We start from the raw sequence: 26,080 nt of genomic DNA, 5'->3' as shown, positions 1-26,080 counted from the left end.
TTCTAATTAGGCGGCTTAATTACCAACAGCTTGTACTATACGTATCTGCTTTTCATCCGGTATTTCTTGGTAAGACAGCACTCTCAAGCTTGGGATCGTGTTCTTCACGAACTTAGCTAGAGTCGAACGTAATACGCCTGAAGTCAGTAGCACTGCAGGCTCCCCTTTCAGCTCTTGCTCTTGAGTCGCTTGGCTAAGAGAGGTCTGTAAACGTTCCGCTAAACCAGGTTCAATACCAGCAGATTCTCCGCCGGATGCCTGCATGGTTTGATGCAAGATTTGTTCCAGCTCAGGGATTAGGGTTATTACAGGTAACTCTGGCTCTATCCCATTGATTTCCTGAACAATTAGTCGTTTCAATGAGATACGAACTGCCGCCGTTAATATGTCAGGTTCTTGACTCTTGCTCGAGTACTCCGACAAAGTTTGGACTATGGTTCGGATATCACGGATTGGGATGGCTTCATTAAGCAGATTTTGTAGCACTTTCACTACCACACCAAGCTGCAGTTGATCCGGTACAAAACCTTCAACCAACTTAGGAGTTGAGCGGCTAAGCATCTCAAGTAGGTTCTGAACCTCTTCATGACCAATAAGCTGCGACGCATTGTTAGTAAGCAGCTGGCTGAGGTGGGTTGCTAACACGGTCGACGAATCAACTACGGTGTAACCGAGAGCCTGAGCATGTTCACGTTGCTCCTCACGAATCCACACCGCTTCAAGACCAAATGCTGGATCGATAGTCGGCTCACCGTCGATCATCCCGTACACTTGACCCGGGTTAATCGCGAGCTCCATATCCGGCTTTATCTCAGCCTCACCCACCGCAACGCCCATCAAGGTGATTCGGTAGCTGTTTGGTGTCAGTTCTAGGTTGTCACGAATGTGTACTGCAGGGATCAAGAAGCCGAAATCTTGAGACAACTTCTTACGTACACCTTTAACGCGCTCGAGTAATTCTCCGCCTTGGTCTCTGTCTACCAAAGGAATCAAGCGATAGCCTACTTCAAGGCCAATAATATCAACAGGTTGAACGTCATCCCAAGAGAGCTCTTTTTGTGAACCGGTCTCGCCACTGGCCTCAACAGCCGCAGGAAGGCTCGGCTCCAAAGCCTTCTTCTTCTGTTTCTTATCGATGTAATAAGCCGCACCACCAGCAACCGCAGCTAAGCTCAAAAACGCGAAGTGTGGCATGCCAGGGACAATACCCATCACGCCGAGAATCGCCGCAGTGATCATCAAGGCTTTTGGATTGTCGAACATCTGGAAGATGAGCTGCTGGCCCATGTCTTCATCGGTATTTTGACGCGTTACCATCATCGCAGCAGCGATCGACAGTAATAAAGATGGAATTTGTGCAACCAGACCATCACCGATAGTCAGTAGCGTGTAGATTTCGATAGCCTCACCGAAACCCAAACCAAACTGCGCCATACCGATGCTCAAGCCACCAATGATGTTGATGAACAGGATCAAAATACCCGCTATCGCATCACCTTTAACGAACTTCGAAGCACCATCCATCGAGCCGTAGAAATCGGCCTCTTTGGTTACTTCAAAACGTCGCAGACGAGCCTGATCTTGGTCGATCAAACCCGCATTCAAATCGGCATCGATTGCCATCTGTTTACCCGGTAACGCATCCAAGGTAAAACGCGCACTTACTTCCGAGATACGGCCTGCACCTTTGGTAACAACCATGAAGTTAATGATCATTAAGATCAAGAACACCACTAAACCAACCGCGTAGTTACCACCGATAACTACGTTACCGAAGGCTTCAATCACGTTACCCGCAGCATCGCCACCTTCGTGACCGTGCAGTAGAACTACACGAGTAGATGCAACGTTCAAAGCCAATCGAAGCAGAGTCGCAATAAGAAGAACGGTCGGGAAAGCGGCGAAATCTAAAGGTCTTCGAGTGTAAACCGATACCAGTAACACAACCATAGCGAGTGCGATGTTGAAGGTGAAGAACATATCCAGCAAGAACGCAGGAATCGGCAACACCACCATCGCCAGCGTGGCAAGTACCATAACAGGCGCACCAATTGCAGGCATGGCACGGTTAGGGATTTTTGGTAGCTTGTCCGCAAAAGGCAGGGAGAATTTCATAAATCTAGATAGTTTCGCTATGTTGTAGCCTCTCGCCAACAAGTCGGGCTCAGGGCTAAGCTATGTTGCCAACGTTTTAGCAACAAGGTTTATAGTGATCAGGTCTACCATGACCGGCTTATAATGTTCGGGATTGATATAGCAAACACTGTACCAATATCGAACGTCAATTTATCAGCGCTTTGTTGGCAAACAGAAGCTAATTAATGCCTCTATTATCAAGCTTCATAAGGCTGAGCTCAAGTAATTGATCTAATGACGTAAATCAGGTGGGATCGGCATATTAGAATCTTGCAGCTTTGGCCTCTCACCACCACGTTTTCGATACTGTTTTAGCTGGAACACATATGCAAGCACTTGAGCGACAGCGGTAAACAGACCGTCAGGAATTTGTTGTTCGAGCTCAGTGGTGTGATACAGCGCCCTCGCAAGCGGTGGTGCAGGAACAATATAGATATCATGTTCTCGGGCGATTTCACGGATCTTCATCGCCATGTGATCAACACCTTTCGCAACCACGATTGGCGCTTTATCTTGATTCTGCTTATAGCGCAAAGCCACCGAGAAGTGTTCCGGGTTGGTGACAATCACGTCCGCTTGAGGCACATCTGCCATCATACGGCGCTGAGCTGCTTCTCTTTGCAACATACGAATTCTTCCTTTCACTTCCGGCTTACCTTCAGTGTCTTTAAATTCGTCTTTAACTTCTTGCTTGGTCATCTTCAATTGATCGGCGTGTTGCCAAATCTGGAATGGGATATCGATGGCCACCACAATTAGCAGAGAGCAACTTATCAGGAGAATGAAGTTAAGTAAGATATCCAAGGCGTGAAAGATATTCTGTGGATAGACATCCATGCTGAGCTGCATTAAGTCATGTTGAGAGGCTTGAATCAGATAAACCGCCATCCCCGATACCAGCGCCACTTTCAAAATCGATTTAATCAGTTCAACCCAGCTTTGTAGGCCAAACATACGCTTGATACCACTGAGTGGATTGAGCTTAGACGCCTTTGGCATCGCAGCTTGCATCGAGAAATTAATCCCGCCAACACCTGCTGCGCCAATAACAGCCGCAATAAACAAGGTGATCAGAATTAAGAACAGCGGAAACAGCAAGTTCACCAATGAACCACCAGCAATTTCCAGTAGTTTATTGGTATCAAAGATTTCATCGCGGCTTAAAGAAAACAGGCGTTGCATGGCCTCGAACAGCGCCTTCGCCATCGATTCACCAAACCACATTAGTGCAACGGCACCGACAATTAATACCGATGCTGACGCCAGCTCTTTTGACCTTGCAACCTGCCCTTTCTCTTTGGCCTGTTGCAAGCGTCTGGGCGTGGCGTCTTCTGTGCGTTCTTGACCGTCTGACTCTGCCATTTCAGTCTCCTAGCAATCTAACCGGATTAGACGACATATCTGTTGCTCGCCTTGCATCCAAAATAGCTCATAGTGACTATATAAGCCGCCAAGGACGTACCAACAAAGTAACAGACCCACGAGTAGCGCAAATGCAAAACCCAAAGAAAAGATATTTAACTGAGGCGCGGCACGCGTCATTACACCGAATGACAGGTTTATCGTCAGCAACGCGATAATACCCGACAATGACATCGCCAATGCCGCTTTGAACATGATGCCGAGCCATAATGCCAGCTCGCGAAAATCGACCGAGGTCAGAGACCCACTGCCAATCGGCAGAGTTTTAAAACTGAATACCACCAACTGCAACATCTTCAAGTGACCATCGGTCGCCAAGAAGAACATTGTGGCAAGTAGCATGAAGAGCTGACCCAATACCGGCGTGTTCTGACCGTTTGCCGGGTCGACCATAGAGGCGAAACCCAAGCTCGATTGCATACCAAGGATCTGACCGAGCATAACAAAGGTTTGAATCATAAACTGAGTGACAAAGCCCATCGCCACACCAATCACAATTTGTTCAAAGACAGTTAGGAAGCCTTGGAAAGAGAGCAATTCAATCTCTTTGGGAACTGCGGGAATTGCAGGCATTACTGCGAAGGTAATCGCCAAACCTAAATACAGACGAATACGCGGCGACACAAAACGTGCACCGGTGACCGTCATCACCATCAGCATGGCTGAGATGCGAGTGTAAGGCCAAAAATAATTGGCTAACCACTCTAGTACAAGGCTCGTTGGGTATTCCATATCAGTTTAATACAGAACTTGAGGTAAACGTTCGATGAGTTCAAAAAAGAACTCCATCATCATCTGAGTCATCCAGTGCGCAAACAGCATCAAGGCCAATAAGGTCACGATCAAACGCGGCAGGAAACTCAATGTTTGTTCATTGATAGAGGTCGCTGCTTGGAAAATAGCGACGACCAAACCAATAAGCAGGCTGGGAATAATGATGGCGCAAACCATGATTAACACCATCCAAAGTGCGTCTCGGAACAACTCTACGAATATTTCAGGATTCATGATGTCCCCCAGCTACAAGGCAAAACTGCCGGCGAGTGTAGAGAGTATCAGGTTCCAACCATCAACAAGAACGAACAGCATCAGCTTAAACGGCAGCGATACGATCATTGGTGACAACATCATCATACCCATCGCCATCAATACCGACGCCACCACCAAGTCGATAATCAAAAACGGCAAGAACAGCATAAAGCCAATCTGGAACGCGGTTTTGAGCTCAGAGGTGATAAACGCAGGGATCAGCACTGCCATTGAAACATCTTCAGGGTTGGTCACCTCCGCTCCAGAGATCTCAACAAAGGTCTCCAGATCTTTAATTCGAGTCTGCTTGAGCATGAATGATTTGATCGGCCCTTGGGCAACATCAAATGCTTGTCGTGCCGTGATCTGTTCATTCAGATAAGGTTGAACCGCCTGCTCATTCACCTGATTGATCACCGGTGACATGATGAAGAAGGTCAAGAATATTGCGATACCAATGATGACTTGGTTCGATGGCGTTTGTTGCAGACCCATTGCCTGACGCAGAATAGACATCACCACCACAATACGGGTGAACGAAGTCATCAGAATGACCATTGCCGGTAAAAAACCAAGCATAGTCATCAACGCAAGAATTTGCAGGTTGATCGAGTAGTCTTCACCACCGTTAGCATTGGTCGTCATGGTGAAGGCAGGAATGCCGCCCCCGTTACCCGTCAAGCTACCGGTAGTCATGGTGGTCGATTTGGCTTGGTCTTGTTCCATCGTGCTGATGGTGACCGACTCTGAGCCCGCGGTGTTAGCGGGAATAACAGTGCCGTCTTCAGCCTGTGCAAATACCGACACACTAAACAAAAGGGTACAGAGAAGAGTAAGCTGAACCAGCAGCACTTTCACCACACGGAAAGCTCCGGTTTGGTAAAAGTAAAATGAGTTCAAAAGTCCGTTATTTGTTTGCATCTTTTTTCATGAGCTGGGAAAGCTGACTTGAGAATGTACTTTTTTCCAGCATCTCCTGAGTAAGAGGTTTATCAAGCTTAGAGATCAGCTGAATAGATTGAGTGGTAATGCCCACCAAGAACTGCTCATCGCCCGCTTGCACAATAGCGATACGCTCTTTTGTGCCCACAGGGATTTGTCTAACAATCGCTAAACCTTGTTGATTGGACATCGCTGGCACTTGCATGCGCTTAAGCAACCAAGCAATAAATAAAATGAAGGCTATAACGAAAATTAGCGACCCAAAAGTGGTCGCTAAATCAAGAGAAGGTGGGGTTGCTGCAAAGGCAACAGAAGGAATAGCAAACAGCCCTACTCCAACTATTGCTCGAGATAAGCTCTTCAGCCCTTGAGGTAAACTCGTCAACCTTAGAGACGATAAGCGCATTAACGTAGCTTCTTAATACGTTCTGTTTGGCTAATTACGTCGGTCAAACGAATACCAAATTTGTCGTTCACCACAACCACTTCACCGTGAGCAATCAGAGTACCATTAACCATCACATCCAGTGACTCACCAGCAATACGGTCTAACTCTACAACCGAACCTTGGTTCAATTGCAGAAGGTTACGGATACTGATCTGAGAGCGGCCAACTTCCATAGAAATAGTGACTGGAATATCCATAATGGTATCCAGCTTGCGGCGCTCGTCTTCAGAAATCGGAGACGATGAATCAGTTAGCTCATCAAGTGGTGCCGCAAGCACATCGTCAACATCAATTGACGGTGCAGAAGGGTCTTCACCAAGCGCTGCAGCCCATTCGTCTGCTAGCTTTTGATCTTCACTAGGTTCCATTACCAATTCCTATACTTTTATCTATTTTGCTATTCGTTATCATCGCTGTTTTCTAGTTCAGACATTAAGTCTTTGCCTAGGAAAGCGAGATCAGTTTTGACCACATGAGGTCTTTGAATTTTTTCAGAAATCTGTACCGCGAGTTTTTCACCCGAGCGCCCCATTTTTACACGGTAGGTCGGTAACTCTTCTACGAACATGGTCGCGTGCTCAGGCATGTTCATTGGAATGACATCACCAGGGCGCAGCTCCATTAAGTCACGTAGTGAGATATCTTGCTCTAGAAGGTTAACGCGGAAGTTAACAGGCACATCCATGATTTCATCACGCAGTGCCGTGCTCCAACGAACATCGGTTTCCATTTTGTCTGATTGAACGCCCGCATCAAGCAGTTCACGGATCGGCTCAACCATGGAGTAAGGCATGACTACGTGGAAGTCACCACCGCCGCCATCCACTTCAATATGGAATGAGCTCACAACGATCACTTCGGTTGGACTCACAATGTTCGCCATACTCGGGTTCACTTCAGAATCCAAGTATTCAAACTCAACCCCCATTACTGGTGACCAAGCTTCTTTGTAATCTTCGAATACAATCTTCAGCAGCAGCTGGATAATACGTCTTTCCGTTGGCGTAAACTCACGGCCTTCAATCTTGGCGTGGAAGCGACCATCACCACCAAAGAAGTTTTCAACAAGAATGAAAACAAGACGAGCTTCCATGGTGATCAGCGCCGTACCTTTAAGCGGACGGAAACGCACCATGTTTAAACTGGTTGGTACGTACAGGGTGTTTTGGTACTCACCAAATTTCATCATCTGTACGCCGTTAATCGACACTTCAGCCGTTTTACGCAACATATTAAATAAGCTAATTCGCATATGACGTGCGAAACGCTCGTTAATAAGTTCAAGGGTCGGCATTCGACCACGGACGATTCGATCTTGAGAGGAGAAGTCAAAATTGACCGCACTGTCATTGTCGGTCTCTAAGACATCTTCAACTTCTTCAACATCGTCAACGCCGTGTAACAGCGCATCAATTTCGTCTTGGCTTAATAAATCGGTCACAAATTACCTATTGAATTACGAAGTCAGTGAATAACACTTTTTCAATCACAGGCTGGCCAACAGCTTGAGCCAGACTTGCTTTAATATCTTCTGTCGCTTTATCACGCAGTTCCACTCGCCCTGTTGGTGAGCGAAGTTGGTCAACCGTTGCCGAAGCGAACGTTGCGAGCAATGTGCTCTCTACTAGTGGAGAGTGGTAACGCGCCAGGTCTTCATTCTTGCTACCACGCACCATCAGCTGTGCCTTTATCTGAACTAGGCGATCTTTTTTATCACCTGTTACATTGAACAAGAAGGGCTGAGGAATATTCACATACATAACAGGCTCTGCTGCAACCACAGCTGTTGCTGGCTGAGACTGAGATTCTGAGGCACTATCATCGGAGCCTAAGAAAAAGAACAGCGCACCACCGATACCAAGCAGTAAAACAACGACCGCTATAATGATAATAAGGAGCTTACTCTTTCCTTTAGGTGCATCTTGTACTTCTGCCATACTTTACTCTAACTTCCTGTTCTTTCGATTAACTGACGGTTCTTTCTATCAGCTGGTTCTATCTATCAATTAAATGCGCTCAGCCTGATATTAGGCATAATAACTAATTCCATCACGCTTTGATGCGACATTCAATTCAAGATTGCTGCCACTATCAAGGTTTTCATCACCTTGGGTATCATTTGTGCGGTTAGAGCCTGTTTGTTGCTCACCACTGTTGTATCTGTCTTGCCCCTGACCTGAACTTTGCTGTTGAACGGATGAATCGGCAAGCTGCATACCCTGTTGAGCAAGCATCTCTCTCAATCTAGGTAAGGTTTGTTCAATTACATCCCTCGCCTGTTGGCTGTTCACCGTAAAATGCACGTTCGCCACGTCATTGTTCATAGTCATACGGATCTTCATCTGACCCAACTCTGGTGGGTCGAGTCGAATGTCTAAGTTCTTAAGGTTTTTAGACATCATCATTTGTACTTTTTCAGCGACCTGTGCGTTTGCTAGCTCTTTAGTCAGCTGCAACGGTGCCTGTTGAGCGGCTTGAATCTCGGCTCGTGTTGGTGCCGAACCTGCGTTCGCTCCGCCTTGCACGCCAGCCGCAGAAGCGATCTGCTGAGCAAATGTGGTGTCTTTCGAATCTTCCTTAGTTCCGGCTTTGCCAAGACCGGAAAGAGCAGCTGCTCCTGCACCGGCCTTAAGTAACATATCTGTTGAACCCGCTTTTGTCGCGGCGGGTGCTGCATTCAGCGCCACACCTTGCGCGGTTAACGCCGGATCCAACGCAGCTTGTGGCTGTTGTGCTGTGACATTAGCTTGTTGAGCAGCTGCCTGTTGGGCTACATGCGTATTATTAGCGTGCAACATTGCTGCTTTATCCGTCGCTGCATGAGTGGTAGCCGAATGACTTGCAGATTGCGCTGCAGCTTGTGCCGTAGTTTGCTGCGCAGCTGTCGCAACCGCTGCTGTTGAAGCTGCCGCTGCTAAAGCTTTGGCTTCATTTGAATCTGTATTATCCCAATCAATCGCAACAGGCTCAGCAGAGGCATTGTTTGCGCCCGGAGCTTGGCTCAATAAAGCCGTTGCTTGTTGCTGAACGTTTACGAGTTGTTTATCCAAAACGTCTAACTCAGCGGTCGTTTTAGCCAGCATCGCTTGTTCATCTGTTGTCAAACTTGCGCCACTTTGCTGCTTCTGCAGTAGACCATTAACAACAGACTGTTTTGACTCAATCTGAGCATTCAGTTGATTGAGTGCTTTGGTGTGTGCATCTACCTGTTTTGCCAACTCAATATCTGCTGGAGACAGTGCTTGGCTTTGTCCTGCAACTTCTGCTTGTGCCGCATTTTTCTGGCTGAGATCTCGGCTCATGCTTGCTTCAATCTGCTCTGGAGTAACGCCTTTATCCATCAACTGACGAATTTCATCATCTGTTAATTGGGAAACGCCTTTCCCGCCAGTCAGCACAGCAATTTCAGAGTCCACTTCTAGCGCGCTACCTTGATTCGCTGAGTGAGTTTGCTGGAGTTGCTTACCCACTTCACCTGCAGCAGATAAGCCTGCAACAGAAGCTCCTGGAGTATTACCTTGAGCTTTATCGAACGGAGCCTGTTCTAACTGAGACTGTTGTGGCAAGGCTTTGCCGTTTGGAGTCTGATTCAGCGTTTTATTTGCCTCATCCAACTGACCTAATAACTTGTTTCCTTCATTCATCGCAGCCGCCGCTTGCGATGCTTGAGTCGATTCGTCTACCGCTGATGAAGCTTGGCCTTTAGGTTGCGCTACCGGTTCTATAGAGTCGTTGCTCTTAACCGACTCATCTTTCCCATCCGCCTTGTTAGCGATAGCTGCATCATCGGTTGAATTTGCTTTGAGCTGTGGCTCTGAGCTGGACACAGCCTCTACAGTGGTTTTCTCGCCCTCGACTTCTGAAGCCACTTGCTCGCTTTTCGCCTTACTCACTTCATCTGTAGAGTCAGGTGTCTTCACTTCAGCTGATGCTTCACCTTCCTTAGCCGCTTGCTTAGCATCAGATTTCTCAGCACTTTCTGTGCCTTTCACCTCAGCTTTTTTATTGCCACTTTCTTCAAAGCCAATAGCTTCTTTGAAAGATTCAAAGAAACCTTTTGAGTCGCCGGTTTCCTCTACCTTTGAAGCGGCAGAACCGGTGTCCAACAACGAAGACGTTGTGTTGGTCGCTGAATTTGAAGAAGGACTAACGTTCATATATACAAGCTCTATCTACTAGCTTTGCCACCATAAACAGGCAACAAAAAGAAAGTCGGATGCTTTTCATACCTTTGCCAGGCACAAGGCGCAATTTTATATAAAACAGAGCAAGAAACATGCCTAGAAAACTCGGCTAATCACCATGTGAACAGCGCCAGTAGGATTCATGGCTCGGGATCACATCTTCTTACGGCTATAAAGCAAAGTCGAAAACTCATCCATCTGCTTTTGTTCTCTTTGATCCTGCAGTTTGGCTTTCTCTTTCTGCTTCTTCTCCATCAACCACTCATAGGATTTACGTTTCTTCCGCAGTTCCATCCAGTAGTTTTGGCAGTTATCGACCTGATTTTTAAAGTGATGCTCCGCTTCTCGCTGTTTAGAAAGCGTTTCATCCAATTGAGTTAAGAAGCGATTCAAATGCCCATATTGACTGGCAGTTAGCCCTGCCTTGCCTCTATCAACAAGTTGCTGACAATAATCCAGTCGATACTTTTCAATCTGCGCAACCTGTTCGTAATAACCTTGCAGCTCCGCATTCGCTTTGTTGAGCGCTAATACCGCTTGGTTTTCTTGGTCTTTTGCTTGGTCGAGAAGAAACTCTAATGCGTTATCCATGACTAACCTTAATCACCTGTTAGCCACCCAGTACATGTTTCAACATGTTGACGCACATGTCGTATGGCACTGTTTCTTTCATCTTCTGCTGCAAGTACTCATCTAACTTCGGCTTCAAGGTGAAGGCGCTATCAATCGCGGGATCGGTCCCCGGCTTGTAAGCACCAATCGACACCAAGTCTTGGTTCTTACGGCAGATAGAAAGCACTTGTCTTACGGCTTTCGACATCAACACATGTTCTTCGGTGGTGATTTGAGGCATTACACGGCTGACAGATTTCTCAACATCAATCGCAGGATAATGACCCGCATCTGCCATTTCACGCGACAACACAACGTGGCCATCGAGGATCGCCCGTGAGGCATCGGCGATTGGGTCTTGTAGATCATCGCCTTCGGTTAATACTGTAAAAAAAGCCGTGATCGAGCCTTGCTCATCATTGCCGTTACCCGCACGTTCAACCAGCGCTGGTAACTTAGCAAATACCGATGGCGGATAACCTTTGGTTGCTGGCGGCTCGCCAACAGATAGTGCGATTTCACGCTGAGCCTGTGCAAAACGGGTCAGTGAGTCCATCAAGAGCAGGACATCTAAACCTTGGTCACGGAAATATTCCGCCACCGTTAGCGCCGTTTGACAGCCTTTCAGTCGCATCAATGGTGATGAATCGGCAGGCGCAGCAACTACAACCGATCGCTTACGGCCGTCTTCACCAAGAATCTCTTCGATAAACTCTTTTACTTCGCGTCCACGCTCACCAATCAAGCCCACCACAACCACTTGCGCTGTGGTACCTCGAGTCATCATACCTAGTGTTACGGATTTACCAACACCAGAACCTGCGAACAGACCGATACGTTGCCCTTTACCTACCGTCAACAAACCGTTAATTGCTTTCAAACCAACATCAAGTGGTTCAGAAATTGGCTTACGAGCCAAAGGGTTAATCGGTTCGGCACTGAATGATGCGCGTTGCTCAGTATAGATAGGACCAAGCCCATCCAATGGGTTGCCCACACCGTCGATAACACGGCCAAGCAGTTCCATACCCACCGGAATACCACTTTCAGAGGTCATAGGGGTGACACGAGCACCAGGTAAGATCCCTGTGATTTGTTCACTCGGCATCAGAAATAGGTTATCACCAGAGAAGCCAACGACTTCAGCTTCCATCTGACCAGACATGGTTTCAACTAAACACAGACTGCCGATCGGCGCTTTGCAGCCGGTTGCTTCAAGGGTTAGTCCGACTACCCGCACCAACTTACCAGAAGCAACGGGACGTGATTTTAGCCCTTCGACTTTGTATTGGCTGAGACGATTTGCTAACTCAAGCATTACGCATGACCTTGATGACGATTAGCACCACAGAAGCTCTGGATAACGTTCTTCACACGCTCTTCCATTCGATAATTCACACTCGATTCACCCGCTTCAATCTGTACATCGCCACGGTTAAGTGCTGGTTCTGAAACTAATGTCCAATTGCGACAATCCAGTTCCGTATCCCCATACGCAGAGCGAATGATCGTGACGTCTTCCGGGTTAAGCTTCAAGGTAATAGCGTGGCCAGAGATCGGCAGCGATTCGACTGATTCTTTCACGGTATCTAGGATGATTTGTGGATTAGTCTGAACTTCAACGTGCACCACCTCTTTAACCATGGTCAGCACCATATCCACCAGCTGCTTTTCAACCTGAGCGTTCATCAGCTCCAAAGGTTGAGCAAACTGGTTTGCGAGCCCCATAAAGATAGCGACTTGTTGTTGAATGTACTCTTGACCAGCGGTAACGCCTTCGAGCTTACCTGCTTCATTACCTTCGGCATGGCCCGCGGCAAAACCTTCTTCTTTGCCTTTTTCGTAACCTTGCTTGAAGCCAGCTTCCTGACCTTGATGCAAACCTTCTTGATAAGCGCCTTGCTTGATCAGTTCGATTTGTTCTTCGGTCAGAATCAGCTCTTCTTCTTCGATCGCTTCTTCAACCGTTGGCATCCAACCCGGATCGTAGTTAAATGCCGTTTCTTTGGCTTGTTTACTCACATCAGAGGTGTAATCAGGTAGCCCCCATTTCTGAGGTTGGGCAACCGTATTATCTTCTTCAGGGCGAAGGAAGCCGCGTTTTCTATCACCTGACATATCAGTACCTATTTCTGAGTGAGTCCAACTGCTTTCAAATTCAGGCAGTTAAACTGTAATTAATCTGTGGTTCGAGGTTGGATAAAGAAAAGCCCCAACGGTGTGGGGCTTTTGAGGTTTCTGTATTAAAGGAACTCGTCGGCGCCACCAGACAGCATAATCTCGCCACTGTCTGCCATCTTCCTCGCAATACCCAAAATTTCTTTCTGAGCCGCTTCTACGTCAGAGACTTTCACTGGCGGCATCGCCTCAATATCGTCTCTCATCATATCGGCAGCACGTTTAGACATGTTCTTGAAGATCTTCTCACGCAGGCCTTCATCAGCACCTTTAAGTGCTTTCTGTAGAACGTCTTGTGGTACGTCACGTAGCAGTTTCTGAACGCCTTGGTCATCCACTTCAATAAGGTTTTCAAAGACAAACATAAGATCTTGAATCTGCGTTGCCATGTCTTCGTCTTGATCGCGGATTTGATCCATCAAGACACCTTCTACGTTGTTGTCCATGTAGTTCATGATCTCTGCCGCTGCTTTCAGGCCGCCAATTTTGGCCGCTTGCGCACCAGCTTGACCCGCGAACTGTTTCTCCATGATTTCGTTCAGCTCAGCAAGCGCCGAAGGTTGAACTTCTTCAAGGTTAGCAATACGCATCATCAAATCTAGACGTACACGCTCAGGGAACTGGGACAAAATCTCAGCAGACTGATCGGCTTCTAGGTAAGACAACACGATGGTTTGAATCTGCGGGTGCTCGTTGATGATGATACTTGCCACCTGACGAGGATCCATCCACTTAAGAGAATCCAAGCCTTTTGAGCCGGTTCCCAGAAGGATTTGGTCAACAAGGTTGTTGGCCTTGTCTTCACCCAGAGCAGCCACCAGTGCATTACGCATGAAGTCTTCACTGCCCATACCGATGTTGGTGTACTTCTGAATATCATCTAAGAAAGCACGGTGCACTGCGCCTACTTTTTCTTGAGACAAATCTGTAGCTCGCGCCATTGCACTACCCACACGTTGAACCTGCTTAGGTTCTAGGTGGCGAATAATGCCGGCCGCGTCTTCTTCGTTCAAACTTAGCAATAAGATCGCAGCGCGCTCATCGCCTGAGATAGAGCCGATATCCACACTTGAGACATCAAGCACTTCACCGCCTTCAGCTTGTTGTGGAACAATTTCGTTAGCCATCTGCCATCCAATTCTTAACTACTTGAGCTGCTAGCTCTGGTTCATTCGCTACAAGTGCACGTACTGCTTTCAGCACGTCTTCATCTTTATGAAGGTTCGGTAAGTCAATGCTTGAACCAAATTCAAACAGCTCGCCGCCTTCAATGTCACCACCAATTAGGCTGGTCTCGCCATCGGCACCAATTGGCATGCCGTCTGGGCCGTACATTTGGTCATCATTGTCTGCGGCTGGGTTAAGCAGTTTCTTCATCGCAGGGCGAACAAGAACTAACACCACAACAATAATAACCAACGCGCTCGCAAACCAACGTACCCAATCATTAAAGTTAGGGTGCTCCCAGATTGGCACATCAGGAACCACATCTGTGATTTGTGGTGCGAATTGCATGCTTAATACATTCAATAAGTCACCGCGGCTTTCATCAAAACCGACCGTACCAATCAGCACTTGGCGAATCGCGTTGATTTCGCTAGCTGGGATTGGCGTGTGCACCACTTCACCCGTATCTGGGTTGATGGATTGACGGTCTTTAATCGCTACCGATACTGTTTGACGGTTCACCGTTCCAGTCTGCTTACGTTCGTGACTGATGGTGGTATCTAATTCGAAGTTTCGCGTTGCTTCTTTGTGAACCGAGCCCTGCCCAGTCATGGCGCCATCTTTCATCTGAGCGACATCTTGAGGGATAGACGCATCTGATGGAGGTTGGTTACTCAGCGCCCCAGGAATACCAGCGACAGTATTGCCGTTATTGTAATCTTCTAAGGTGTATTCGCTTCGCGTTGCCGGCGTGTTAGGATCAAAACGTTTTCTGGTTTGTTCTACCGCACTAAAGTCGAGCTGAATATCAACTTGAGCTGTGTAGTTTCCAAATCCAAGAATAGGAATAAGGATAGAGTCAATTTTCTCACGCAGTGCTTGCTCTTGATTACGCTCTAGCTCGTGCTCTTTACGACGCGCCGCTGACATAGGGTCTTGAGAGCCGGAGCTCAGCAGTCGGCCATGTTGATCAGTCACGGTAATACGCGACGTTTTCATTCCCGGAACGGCACTCGCCACCATATCGACAACAGAGTCAACCTCTTGCTGCTTAAGGTTAGTACCCGTTTTGAGGGTTAGAAATACAGAGGCAGAGGCTTCTTGATTATGACGAACAAAAACACTTTGCTTCGGCAGCGCCAATAAAACCTGCGCTTTACGCACCTGCTTCATCTGCTCAATGGCTTTCGCAAGCTGTCTTTCGCGGCTTAATTTGAGGCGTTCTTGCTCTAAACGTTGTGATACACCAAAACCCATGTCTTGCATGAGGATGTCATCACCTGCGTTTCGCTCTTGGTTCAAACCAGCGCGAACCATATTAAGCTTCAAGGAGTTATATTCACTTGCTGGCACCGAGATGGTATTACCCTCAAGCGAGTACTCGATCTTTTGCTGATCTAAGTAATCCAGAACAGGGATCAACTCTTCTGTTTCATAAGCCCCTAATGGACGCATTTCTGGCTCTTTAACCCAGAAAAACAGCATCACAATAAGCGCGACACAGATTGAGATAGACAGCACTAAGACGACCTGACGAAGTAAATCGAGGTCACCTACGGCCATATCAAATTTAGATGAACTACGTTCACCTAGATCCGGATTTTGCCCTTCTCCGTCCAGCTCAGCACCCGCAATGAGTGCGTGGTCGTTACCATCGCTCACGGTTAAATCTGTTGTTTGACTATTATCTGCCACTACTTAACTACCCAACTTATACCGGCATATTCATCAGCTCTTTGTATGACTCAACCAACTTATTTCTAATTTGGATTGTCGCTTCAAAGGCCACACTAGATTTATTACGAGCAATCATCACATCAGACAGCGACACACTTTGGTCACCGCTATCAAAACGAGTTTGTAGATCCCCTGAGGTCTTTTGCAATGAGTTCACATTGTTGATGGCTTTCGTCAGCATGTTGCCGAAGTCTGCACCGACCGTTTGCCCTGTCGCAGCAGGACGCGCGCTCGCAGCTTCAACCATCATTGCCTGCATTTCGCCTTGTAAACCATCTATTCTCATTTACTACCTCAAGGAGTCAAATTTATGACTATCTATTTTGCTGTATTATTGACAGAGCAATTAGCGTGCCATACCTAAAAACGACTAGATATCGTATTACACTAGTCAGAAAGCTGACACTACTAATCTGTGCTTAGTTTGGGATATCTATTCCAGCATCGCGCATTTTTGCTAACTTATAGCGCAATGTGCGAGGGCTAATACCTAGTTTCTCAGCCATATCTTTACGTCGGCCGTTACATGCGATCAAAGTTTCAAGGATGATCGCATACTCTTGATCTCTAAGCTCATTCCCCAGACCTTCACTGCTTGAAGCGATTTTGTTGATTGGGTTTGCTTCCGCAATAGGCTTGATATCTGGCGTTGCCACATCGCTACCTTCCACAATCTGCTGTAGGCCGCTGGCGTCTTGCCAATCCACCCCTTCAAGTAGGATATGCTCACCAGAAATTTTTTCTTCTTCGCTCAGAATCAACGCACGCTGCACGACATTATCAAGTTCACGCACATTACCCGGCCACGGATAATTGACGAGTTTTCTGATCGATTGAGGTGACATAACCGGAACTGGCATACCCAGTTTGGTACAGTGGCGCTCAACCAAGTGCTTCGCCAAAGGCTCAATATCACCTTTACGTTCACACAGTGGAGGCCAAGAGATTGGGAAAACATTCAAACGGTAGTACAAGTCTTCACGGAAATTACCCTCAGATACATACTGCTTGAGGTCTCGGTTACTGGTGGCGAGTACACGAACATCGAGTTTAATGCTCTTACGGCTACCTAAACGCTCAACTTCACGCTCTTGCAGCACACGCAGTAACTTAGCTTGTAAGCCGAGGTCCATTTCACTGATCTCATCGAGTAAAATTGTACCGCCTTGAGCTTGTTCAAACTTACCCGGACACGCCTGAATAGCGCCAGTAAATGCACCTTTCTCATATCCAAATAGAGTCGCTTCCAACATATTGTCAGGAATTGCCGCACAGTTAATCGCGACGAACGGACCATCTTTACGGTTTGAGGCGTTATGGATGTAACGCGACATCACCTCTTTACCAGAGCCGCTCGGGCCCAAAACCATGACATTGGCGTCCGTTTTTGCCACTTTATCGGCCAGCATCATTAGCTTAATGCTTTTTTCATCGGCAACGATGGCATCACCATTGTCGTCCGATTTTACGGGAGCATAACGGCTCACCATGTTTAGCAGTACTTCCGGCGCAAATGGCTTTGCCATATAGTCGATAGCGCCCTCTTTCATTGCAGCGACGGCGTCTTCGATGTTGGCATAAGCTGTCATCAACAATACAGGGAGATTTGGCCAGTGCTGCTTGATGTTTCTTAACAGCGCTAAGCCGCCCATGCCTGCCATCTGAACGTCAGAGACAACGATATCAACGGAGTTCGCTTTTAGTTTGACCAGAGCATCTTCTGCGCAATCTGCTTCTAGCCATTCATAGCCAGCAAGCGCGAGTGTATCGACAAGGGCCTCGCGTAGACCTTCATCATCTTCGACGATTAACACTTTGCTTTGAGCCATAGGATTCTCCAGTGTAAATTCAGTTAAAACTTATTAGCCTTCAATAGAAGCGCTTCTTTCTAGTGGCAAGCACATGGTAAAGCATGCGCCATCACCTTCTTCTGATATCAATTCCAGTCGACCTTCATGTGCTCGACATACCATTTGTACAACCGCCAAGCCTAAGCCTGTCCCTTGCGAGCGAGTGGTAAAGAATGGTTCCATGATTTTACCTTGAAGCTCTTTAGGTACGCCGGGACCACTGTCTTGTACTGATATCTTAAGCTCGCCGTTTACCGGCCTAAAAAATACATCTATCTGTGATTCTTTGCCGGCAATTTGAACCGCGTTCAAAACTAGATTGCTTAAAGCAGAGGCAATCGCGTTGGCATTGCCGAACATTTGAGTCTGTTCGCCTTCCACTTCTTGGCAGTAATCAATTTGGTTCGATTTCAACGCCGCTTCGACCATTGGCTGAAATTCTGTGATCAACTCAGCCACAGTAAAAGGTTTCACCACCTTATTATCGCCGCCCTTAGCAAACAGCAGCATGTCATTAACTTGCTTCTCTAAGTCATGAAGTCTATCCATAAGCTTAGATTGAAAACGTGTCTTCGTTGCCGATGGTAGATTCGGAGCGGCAAGGTTTGACGCATACAACATTGCACTAGAGAGCGGTGTACGAACCTGATGAGCAAGTGACGCCACCATTCTACCTAATGACGACAGACGCTGGAGATCACTAACTCGTGATTGCAGCAAACGCGTCTCGGTCAGATCGGTAATCAAAATCAGCTGACCCGTAGTCGAAGCAGAAATCGCCAAACGTACCTTTCGACCGTTCTTTAATGAGATCTCGTGACCATCATCGTCTTTGGGATCAAAAGCACTTTGGATAACAGAAAACCACTTCTCTCCAACCAACTCGACGCCAAGAATACGGTGCGCTTCGGGGTTTGCTTCTCTTACTTCACCATGGGTATCTAACAAGATGACACCAGCAGGCATAACATCGAGCACTTGCTTATAGCGCTCAACCTGTTGTTCAACTGAATCTAGGTGTGATTGATTTTCTGGTTCGTTAGATACGTGCATGTCAAAAATTTGCCTCAAATACTAAAACAGCCTGACACGCACAAAACGAGTCAGGCTATTTGCTATATTTATCACATAGTTAAGCAAGCAACAACTCGACTATGGTTTATCTTATCGCTTAGCTAAAGTGAACGATTAGCTAAAAATTTAGTGTTTGTTTTTCCGTTTCTCGAAAAGCAGAACACTAACGCTGCAAATTGTATTTACGCATTTTCTCAACCAGAGTGGTTCTGCGCATGCCTAACATGTCTGCCGCTCGAGCAACAATACCGCCCTGCGCTTCCAAGGCTTGATTGATCATATTCACTTCCATATCAGCGAGCAGCTCTTTCAGGTTAACCCCTTCTGGTGGTAATTCCTGAGGTGCATTCGCGTTGTCAGTCATATCATCTTGCTGATCGAAGCTGAAATCTTCCGAGAACAAGTCAGCCAAAGCGTCACGCTCTTGCTCTTCCTCAGACACAAAGCTATTAAACTCTGGTTGGAATTCAGGGATATCACTGTATCGATACTTAGTTGGCAGGTGGTTTACGTCCACTAAGCTATTCGGATAAAGAATAACCATGCGCTCCACTAAGTTCGCCAATTCACGTACGTTACCTGGCCAATCGTGTTCCATCAAAGAATTAATCGCTCGAGGCGTAAAGCAGATAGGCAAACTACCTTCCGCTTCCATTCTCGTCATAAGCTCCTGAAGTAAAAGAGGGATATCTTCTTTACGCTCTTGTAAGGCCGGCATTTCAATCGGGAACACATTCAAGCGGTAATAAAGATCTTCACGGAATGAATCATCGTCGATCATATCTTCAAGGTTACGGTGTGTAGCCGCAATCACTCGAACGTTCGCCTGAATAGTACAATTACCACCTACGCGTTCAAAACAGCGCTCTTGTAGTACACGTAATAGCTTAACTTGCATAGCCATTGGCATATCGCCAATCTCATCAAGAAACAATGTACCACCTTCAGCCAATTCAAAGCGGCCTTTACGTGCAGTAATCGCACCAGTAAATGCGCCCTTCTCATGGCCAAACAGTTCACTCTCAAGCAAATCTGGTGGGATTGCGCCACAGTTGACTGGAACAAACGGGCCAGAGCGGCGCTTTGAATGGTAATGAATGTTACGTGCAACCACCTCTTTGCCGGTACCAGATTCACCAAGAATCAGTACGTTGGCTTCGGTAGAGGAGACTTGTTCAATTAGGTGACGAACTTCTTGAATACCAGCACTTTGACCCACTAGGCTGCGAAACAGTGTGTTCTTGCGCGCTGAAGAGACAACTTGAACCCCTTTGCGACCTAGGAAATCTTTACAGTGCCTTAATGCGTCGCTTAACTGGGGGTAGTTTAGGGGCAGCTCGAGTTCGCCAACAAAATTGGTGAGCTCGTCAACAGGATGGTTGTTTTTGCCAATCACAAGCAGAGGGATGTGATTCGCGTGAATAAGCTTGTCATTCAGTAATGCGTTGAAGCCTTTACCTTTTATTGAGCCGATAATGCAACCAGCCCACTGTAGTGACCAGTCGACTTTGCGCGCTTGTTCAGAGCTGATAACTTCGCAGCTCTCTCCTACAAACTCTAATATTGTGCTTAAATTGTGACGATCTTGAGCGTTATCGTCGACGACAAGCAGTTTTGCCAAACCTTGCATAAGTAGGAATTATTGCCTTTATTTTGGTGCGATGCGGAAAAACGGTGAGCAACGTAATCCATAAAATTTAGAATTCTATCTGTGATTATGGTTTACGAGGACAAATTTATGAAATCAGCAACGAAAAAAGCCATTAGGCTATCTAATGGCTTCTATTTTATTTGATTAAAAAAATAAGGCAACCAACCAATTAGCGGATCTAAGGTTGGCTAAAACAGCAATTTTTCTTTAAATACCGACTTCAGCAGACGTCAAGTTGTGATATTCATTCGGAATTTGGTCCCAAGCGCTCTTAATTTCGCGAATAATATCGATAACATCATCAATAGGCTGAGGGTCATTTTTGTGATTTGCCGCAGAAATTTGCGTGATCATGAACTCATAAAGTTGATCTAGGTTTTTCGCAATATCACCACCATCGTCCATAGAAAGACAGCTGCGTAGGCTAATAATGATGTCTAGAGCCTTACCTAGTCGCTCACCTTTCACCGGTATATTGCCCGCTTGCATTGCCGCTTTACCTTGGATCAAACGCTCGATAGCGCCAGCCATTAGCATTTGCACAATCTTATGCGGTGAGGCAGCCGTTAGCTGACTATCCACTGATACCTTTTTATATGCCTGTAAAGAACCGCGCATAGTAAACCTCTTCTATAAAAACTTTTTGTATTGTTGAACTGACTTGGCACCATGTCGGTACTTGTGCAGGGTTTTCCCTACCCGGCCAGTTTCAGACTGCATCAATTCGACTAATTTTCGTGTTCTCGAAATGGCTTCAAACCACTCCGAACTTTGCTTAACGTCAGGGTGTGAATCGATGAATTGAAGCACGTTTTGCAATAACTGTTCTCTGTTATCGACAAGCGTCGCTATTTCTTCAGCATTAATTTCGCTAAATTCGAGTTTAGAGATAATTAATTGATCTAGTTCACAAAGCTCTTGAAGCTGACTGGTCATCTATTAACCCAACGCATTCATCATGCTGCCAAGCTGAGACTGCATCTTACTGGTTGCATCTTGCATGGCGGTGAACTTAGAGTGAGTACGACTTTCAAGACTATCCATTCGGCGGTCTAAGGCGTTTTGGTCGTCCGCTAAACGGTAGTTTTGCTCAACCAGGCTCTTTTCTCGAGTACGGATTGAGCCCGTAATACCAGTGATACCCTGAATCGCATCTTCGACCTTTTTAGCAAAGCCATTATTGCCGCCAAAGAACTCGCCCAGCTTATCAAAGTTATTGTTTAGCTGTCGGTCCAACATGTCGTAGTTGATCTCTAATGAGCCTTGTCTGGTGGTCGTGATACCAAACTCAGTTAAAGACTTGAGGTTTTCAGGTGCCCCTTCGATGCTTGAAGAGAATACCCCTTTCAATCGTGAGTCGGCGTTGCGAACCGTACTATCACCAGAAAGCGGGCCTTTTTGTCCGGTCGCAGGATCAACACCCGCCAAGTTTTTAGACACTTGGTAAAACTGGTTGTAAGAATTCACAAAGGCTTCAATGTCTTGGCGAACACTATTACGGTCGTACTCAACACCAATTTCTGCCGGCGGCTTATCTTTTGGCGTCTTTCCTTTCACCGTAATATCAATGCCTTCAACAGCATCTTCAATCACGTTGTTATTGCTAGAGAGCTGAGCGACACCATCCAGAACGACCATTGAGTCTTGGCCAGCTTGAACTTCGGTCATGCCGCTGTAACTATCAAAAGATTGCTGAGCAAGCGCCAAATCAGCTTGTGCCTTATCGACTTTCTCTAAGCGCTCTCGCTCTTCAGGCTCTAATTTGGCACGCTCGATATTTTTCGCTTGCTCTGCGGTCAATTCACCGTTTTCTACTTTCTTGGCCAGATCCGCTTTTTCTTGAGCGATCTTTTCTTCGATACGTGCTTGTTCTGCCTCAAGCTTTTGCTGGGCTTCTTTCGGTGTCACATATGAATCAGTTAAGGTACCAGAGGCCGTGTTCGACCAACCAGGAACATCAGGCGCTTTCTCGATGGCTTTTTCGTCAAGCTCAAGTTCTGGTGTGTAATAAGAATCTAAAAGCGTGCCAGAAGCGGTTTCCGTCCAACCTGGGATATTGTCTTCAGGCATGACAGATTTTGCCGCTTGAGCGGCGTCTAAGGCAGCTTGACCATCTGCAGCGGCTTGTTCACCGTAGCTAAGGCTTTGAGAGCCATCTTCTGCAGGAGACGTTGAGCCCGCTTGAGAACCTGGAATGATATTGCCGTCTTCGTCGACAGCTTGATCAGCTTTCGGATCATCATCAGAGATAGCCTCATCGATAAGATTAACGGCTTTTCCAGCAGGTGTGAGACCAAGTACGTCTTGAGCGGCAATACGAGCTTTCTCTAGCGCTTCAACACGTTCTTCAAAGGTTTTGTATTCGAGTTTTTTGAGAGGGTTAGACGCATCAGAGTCGACACTGATACTGATCTGTTGATCGGCACCCGATTGGTTGGAGGCGACGATAAGTCTTGGGCCTTCGACATCATTGATAATAGATGCACGAACGCCTGGGTTTCTATCTGCACCGTTTATGCTGCGAACAACATCGATTAGCTTTGATCTGTCGCCAACTTGCACATCAAAGCTATCATCACCAAGCGAAACCTGCAGCTTACCTGGGCCAAATTTCATGTCATCAGATAGAACATCTGACGCTACTTTATGACTCTGGGCAAGCTGCAACACATCGATGGCATATTTGCCAGCGATCGCTTCAGTAGTCGCGGTTGCAGAAACAAGCTCTTCATCAGTACTTTCTACTGTACGTACAGCGAAAGCTTTTTCCTGACGAAAGTTTGTCATCAGGTTTTTCATCGAATCGAGAGATTCTCTGAGTCTTCCATAGGCACTAATGCTGGTATCGATTCGCGCTCTTTCATTGTCGATTCGTTGCTGTTTAGGTACACGCTCCGAATCCACAATTTTGCTGACCATGGAATTGATATCCATGCCAGACGAAATCCCCATTGGGCCAAAACTCATTAAACCACCTCAATAATACGACTTAGACCTTCACCTCAAATATTCTACTATTCGAGTTTTGGGCTGCTAGGCGTCTTAGAATTTCAAGCATTTCTTCATCAGGTATCTGACGAATAATATCGCCGGTTGTGGTTTCATAAATAGTCACCACATCCCTTCCCGATTCTTCATCGACCTTAAAGGCAACCCCCTTATTGAGAGAGGAGATAAACTCGTTTACCTTCTCCACCATTTTGACTCGCTCTTCATCATTCAACTCTTTTCTCTCTTGAGCTAATTGAATCGCAGCTTCGGTAGCTTCTTCTTTCGATTTCTCTACCTTGCTATAAGAGGTTGCTTCTTTCAGGCGTGAAATACTCGACGCACTACTACCTTCATCGCTTGCAATTTTAATGCCATTAGGTGAGCCATAAGGCTGGATGTTCGATGCGTTAGATGGTATTTCCATAACACTCTCCCTCCCTCCTTCATGAGCCAACAGTAAAACTCCACATAAAGCGGAGTTTACCGCTACTTACCGAGGTAAGTTTAGCCCAATAAGCTTAGAGCTGCTGATGGTGATTGTTTTGCTTGAGCTAGGATAGAAGTACTCGCCTGTTGTAGGATTTGAGACTTCGTCATTGCCGTTGTTTCTTTCGCGTAATCGGTATCTTTGATACGGCTCTTAGAAGCATTAACGTTTTCGTTGATGTTTTCTAAGTTGCTGATTGCATGGTCAAAACGGTTTTGGAAAGCACCAAGAGATGCACGTTGGCTATCTACAGATTTTAGAGCGCCATCGATGATAGATACCGCTTCGTTTGCACCCGCAACTGATGTTACGTCGATGTCGTTTACGGTTACATCTTTACCTGCGCCAATACCTAGCTCACTTGCAAGGCTGCCACCAAACTCCACATCACCTTCAACTTTTTGGCTAGAAGCGAAAAGTTGTAATTTACCGCCTTCACCTACAGACGCTTTAACGTCTTGGCTTTGACCGTTGATGTAAGTTGCTAGCTCTTCGATATCGTTGCCTTCTTTAGCAGAGATAGATAGCTCTTGAGCTTCGCCAAACTTATCGTTGTATTTGATAGTCAGATCAGCGCCAGCGCCTACACGCCAAGATGCATCTTTACCTTCAGTAACACCGTAGCTCTTACCACCCATTTCTTGAGTGTCGGTACGCATGTTGCCCATAGATAGCATTACCGCTTCACCTGAGTCAGCACCGATTTGGAAAGATTGGCTACCGTAAGTACCGTTTAGAAGCTTGTTACCACCAAAAGAGGTTGTTTCAGCGATACGGTTAAGTTCTGTGTTAAGAGCAGATACTTCTTCTTGGATAGCAACACGCTCAGACTTGCTGTTTGAACCGTTTGCAGATTGAAGAGAAAGGTCACGCATACGTTGCAGAATGTTGGTTGACTCATTCATCGCACCTTCAGCTGTCTGTGCAATAGAGATACCGTCATTCGCATTTTTCACAGCCATATCTAGGCCGCGGCTTTGTGACGTTAAGCGGTTAGAGATTTGTAAGCCTGCAGCATCATCTTTTGCGCTATTGATTTTATAGCCAGAAGACAAACGCTCCATTGATTTTTGAGTACCTTCAGCCGCGTTATTTAGGTAACGCTGAGCCGTCATTGCAGACACGTTAGTGCTTACATTAATCGCCATAGTTGATCTCCTTTAGGCATTTTTTAATGCACTCATGTGACTCTCACCTCACACAAATACATATCAATTTGTTTACGCACCACTGTCTCTCTCACCTTACATTGGTACATATCATTTCTCTCAATCCCTTTAACGGCGCCTTAATTAGAAGCTTTAATAAAAAATGTGTTTTTTTTCGCATTATTTTCAATAACAAAGAAAAGTGTGATCGCCATTCAATTAATAGGGCGACATTCGCTAAAGTTGCCCCGTTATTTAAGTTAATGAGCGTGGTGTTGAATATAAAATCAGAAGAGATCCCTGATATCTCGTTCTACTCGATTCTGGGATGACGAATTACTGTTTTAGTCCTTTGAACAACTTATTCCCTAGGTAACCCAATATTTCTTATAGTGGCAAACAAAAACTAAAGAAATCACTTCCTCAAAAAACTAGATTCCTGATACCTCGTTCTACTCAGTTCTGGAATGACGGCTAATTACCTCACCGACTTACAGATAGCTCTTCATTTCTGATAGTGGTAAACCAAAACTAAAAAATCACCTCCTCTAAAAGCTAGATTTCTGCTTTCTCACTCCACTCGGTTCTGGAATGACGATAAAATATTTGTTCTAAATGAGTCGTTACTTACTCTAGCCATGTGTATTGCTAATAAAGAAATGCTGGGATCATCATCGTCCGATTCCCGTCATTCCCTACAGGGAGGGACGACCGTGATAGGGAATCTCGCTTATCATCCACGATCCAAATTAGGCATACCCCCATACACTTTTACAAACCGCAGAAAAGCAAAAACCCAGCCGAAGCTGGGTTTGTTTAGCGCTCATCTCTCACCACGAGCTAATTTGTGGAGGCCTTACGTCAACGCTTTGTCTCAACGACGCTTATAGTCAACGTGGCTTTTTAATCGATTAACCTAATAGGCTAAGTGCCGAGTTCGGCGCTTGCTTCGCTTGAGCAAGAATCGAGCTTGAAGCTTGAGAAAGGATCTGAGACTTAGTCATCTGAGTCGTTTCTTTCGCGA

25 protein-coding genes are annotated in these 26,080 nt (G+C 46.3%); all 25 read right to left on the bottom strand.

Features of this window, described 5'->3' with window-relative positions; translation table 11 throughout:
• Positions 1–15: 15 nt before the first annotated feature.
• Complete coding sequence (gene flhA / locus JC606_RS05405) at positions 16–2,115, bottom strand: flagellar biosynthesis protein FlhA (protein WP_004739857.1); 2,100 nt, start codon at positions 2,113–2,115, stop codon at positions 16–18.
• A 252-nt stretch (positions 2,116–2,367) separates the two neighbouring features.
• A complete protein-coding gene (gene flhB / locus JC606_RS05400) occupies positions 2,368–3,498 on the bottom strand; it encodes a flagellar biosynthesis protein FlhB (protein WP_004739856.1) in 1,131 nt (376 codons plus the stop codon).
• 9 nt (positions 3,499–3,507) lie between these two features.
• Complete coding sequence (fliR, locus tag JC606_RS05395) at positions 3,508–4,290, bottom strand: flagellar biosynthetic protein FliR (protein ID WP_137407293.1); 783 nt, start codon at positions 4,288–4,290, stop codon at positions 3,508–3,510.
• Between the two features lie 6 nt (positions 4,291–4,296).
• Positions 4,297–4,566, bottom strand: coding sequence for a flagellar biosynthesis protein FliQ (fliQ, locus tag JC606_RS05390; RefSeq protein WP_004739854.1), 270 nt, complete (start codon positions 4,564–4,566; stop codon positions 4,297–4,299).
• 12 nt (positions 4,567–4,578) lie between these two features.
• The gene (gene fliP, locus JC606_RS05385; RefSeq protein ID WP_198778178.1) at positions 4,579–5,508 is read right to left on the bottom strand and encodes a flagellar type III secretion system pore protein FliP; all 930 of its coding nucleotides are present in this window, start codon (positions 5,506–5,508) and stop codon (positions 4,579–4,581) included.
• Positions 5,495–5,935, bottom strand: coding sequence for a flagellar biosynthetic protein FliO (gene fliO / locus JC606_RS05380; protein ID WP_008218293.1), 441 nt, complete (start codon positions 5,933–5,935; stop codon positions 5,495–5,497). The genes fliP and fliO overlap by 14 nt, the downstream gene beginning before the upstream one ends.
• Entirely contained in the window at positions 5,935–6,345 is a 411-nt protein-coding gene (fliN, locus tag JC606_RS05375; protein WP_004739851.1) for a flagellar motor switch protein FliN, read from the bottom strand. Before fliN ends, fliO begins: the two co-directional genes overlap by 1 nt.
• 29 nt (positions 6,346–6,374) lie before the next feature.
• Complete coding sequence (gene fliM, locus JC606_RS05370; protein WP_004739850.1) at positions 6,375–7,418, bottom strand: flagellar motor switch protein FliM; 1,044 nt, start codon at positions 7,416–7,418, stop codon at positions 6,375–6,377.
• Positions 7,419–7,425: 7 nt separating this feature from the next.
• On the bottom strand, positions 7,426–7,914 hold the full coding sequence (gene fliL / locus JC606_RS05365; protein ID WP_004739848.1) for a flagellar basal body-associated protein FliL: 489 nt from the start codon (positions 7,912–7,914) through the stop codon (positions 7,426–7,428).
• 90 nt (positions 7,915–8,004) lie between these two features.
• Positions 8,005–10,134 carry a flagellar hook-length control protein FliK gene (locus JC606_RS05360; RefSeq protein ID WP_198778177.1) on the bottom strand — a complete coding sequence of 710 codons (2,130 nt, stop codon included), beginning with the start codon at positions 10,132–10,134 and terminating at the stop codon, positions 8,005–8,007.
• A 180-nt stretch (positions 10,135–10,314) separates the two neighbouring features.
• Positions 10,315–10,752: a flagellar export protein FliJ gene (fliJ, locus tag JC606_RS05355; RefSeq protein ID WP_008218280.1), complete on the bottom strand. Its 438-nt coding sequence runs from the start codon at positions 10,750–10,752 to the stop codon at positions 10,315–10,317.
• A gap of 19 nt (positions 10,753–10,771) precedes the next feature.
• A complete protein-coding gene (fliI, locus tag JC606_RS05350; protein WP_061033695.1) occupies positions 10,772–12,091 on the bottom strand; it encodes a flagellar protein export ATPase FliI in 1,320 nt (439 codons plus the stop codon).
• A complete protein-coding gene (fliH, locus tag JC606_RS05345; protein WP_004739840.1) occupies positions 12,091–12,891 on the bottom strand; it encodes a flagellar assembly protein FliH in 801 nt (266 codons plus the stop codon). The genes fliI and fliH overlap by 1 nt, the downstream gene beginning before the upstream one ends.
• A gap of 125 nt (positions 12,892–13,016) precedes the next feature.
• Positions 13,017–14,078: a flagellar motor switch protein FliG gene (gene fliG / locus JC606_RS05340; RefSeq protein WP_004739838.1), complete on the bottom strand. Its 1,062-nt coding sequence runs from the start codon at positions 14,076–14,078 to the stop codon at positions 13,017–13,019.
• On the bottom strand, positions 14,071–15,813 hold the full coding sequence (gene fliF / locus JC606_RS05335) for a flagellar basal-body MS-ring/collar protein FliF (RefSeq protein ID WP_102423452.1): 1,743 nt from the start codon (positions 15,811–15,813) through the stop codon (positions 14,071–14,073). Before fliF ends, fliG begins: the two co-directional genes overlap by 8 nt.
• 16 nt (positions 15,814–15,829) lie before the next feature.
• Positions 15,830–16,141 (bottom strand): flagellar hook-basal body complex protein FliE, encoded by a 312-nt coding sequence (gene fliE / locus JC606_RS05330; protein WP_137407291.1) that lies wholly within the window; start codon positions 16,139–16,141, stop codon positions 15,830–15,832.
• Positions 16,142–16,274: 133 nt separating this feature from the next.
• Positions 16,275–17,684 carry a sigma-54-dependent transcriptional regulator gene (locus JC606_RS05325; protein ID WP_137407290.1) on the bottom strand — a complete coding sequence of 470 codons (1,410 nt, stop codon included), beginning with the start codon at positions 17,682–17,684 and terminating at the stop codon, positions 16,275–16,277.
• Positions 17,685–17,717: 33 nt separating this feature from the next.
• Complete coding sequence (locus tag JC606_RS05320) at positions 17,718–18,758, bottom strand: sensor histidine kinase (RefSeq protein ID WP_198778176.1); 1,041 nt, start codon at positions 18,756–18,758, stop codon at positions 17,718–17,720.
• Between the two features lie 184 nt (positions 18,759–18,942).
• Positions 18,943–20,409: a sigma-54 dependent transcriptional regulator gene (locus JC606_RS05315; protein ID WP_198778175.1), complete on the bottom strand. Its 1,467-nt coding sequence runs from the start codon at positions 20,407–20,409 to the stop codon at positions 18,943–18,945.
• A gap of 228 nt (positions 20,410–20,637) precedes the next feature.
• A complete protein-coding gene (gene fliS / locus JC606_RS05310) occupies positions 20,638–21,048 on the bottom strand; it encodes a flagellar export chaperone FliS (protein WP_008218262.1) in 411 nt (136 codons plus the stop codon).
• Between the two features lie 12 nt (positions 21,049–21,060).
• Entirely contained in the window at positions 21,061–21,366 is a 306-nt protein-coding gene (locus JC606_RS05305; RefSeq protein ID WP_004739828.1) for a flagellar protein FliT, read from the bottom strand.
• A 3-nt stretch (positions 21,367–21,369) separates the two neighbouring features.
• Positions 21,370–23,397, bottom strand: a complete 2,028-nt coding sequence (gene fliD, locus JC606_RS05300) for a flagellar filament capping protein FliD (protein ID WP_198778174.1) — start codon at positions 23,395–23,397, stop codon at positions 21,370–21,372.
• Between the two features lie 22 nt (positions 23,398–23,419).
• Positions 23,420–23,845, bottom strand: a complete 426-nt coding sequence (gene flaG / locus JC606_RS05295; protein WP_137407286.1) for a flagellar protein FlaG — start codon at positions 23,843–23,845, stop codon at positions 23,420–23,422.
• Positions 23,846–23,925: 80 nt separating this feature from the next.
• Complete coding sequence (locus JC606_RS05290; RefSeq protein WP_008218254.1) at positions 23,926–25,056, bottom strand: flagellin; 1,131 nt, start codon at positions 25,054–25,056, stop codon at positions 23,926–23,928.
• 911 nt (positions 25,057–25,967) lie between these two features.
• A partial coding sequence (locus JC606_RS05285; RefSeq protein ID WP_259397661.1) for a flagellin occupies positions 25,968–26,080 on the bottom strand: 113 nt, incomplete at its 5' end.

Origin of the sequence: Vibrio sp. IB15 (genome assembly GCF_016406055.1) — a bacterium.
In the GTDB taxonomy this organism is placed as follows: Bacteria; Pseudomonadota; Gammaproteobacteria; order Enterobacterales; family Vibrionaceae; genus Vibrio; species Vibrio chagasii.
The sequence above is the reverse complement of the archived record's forward strand: the minus strand, read 5'-3'. Positions and strand labels throughout refer to the sequence as shown.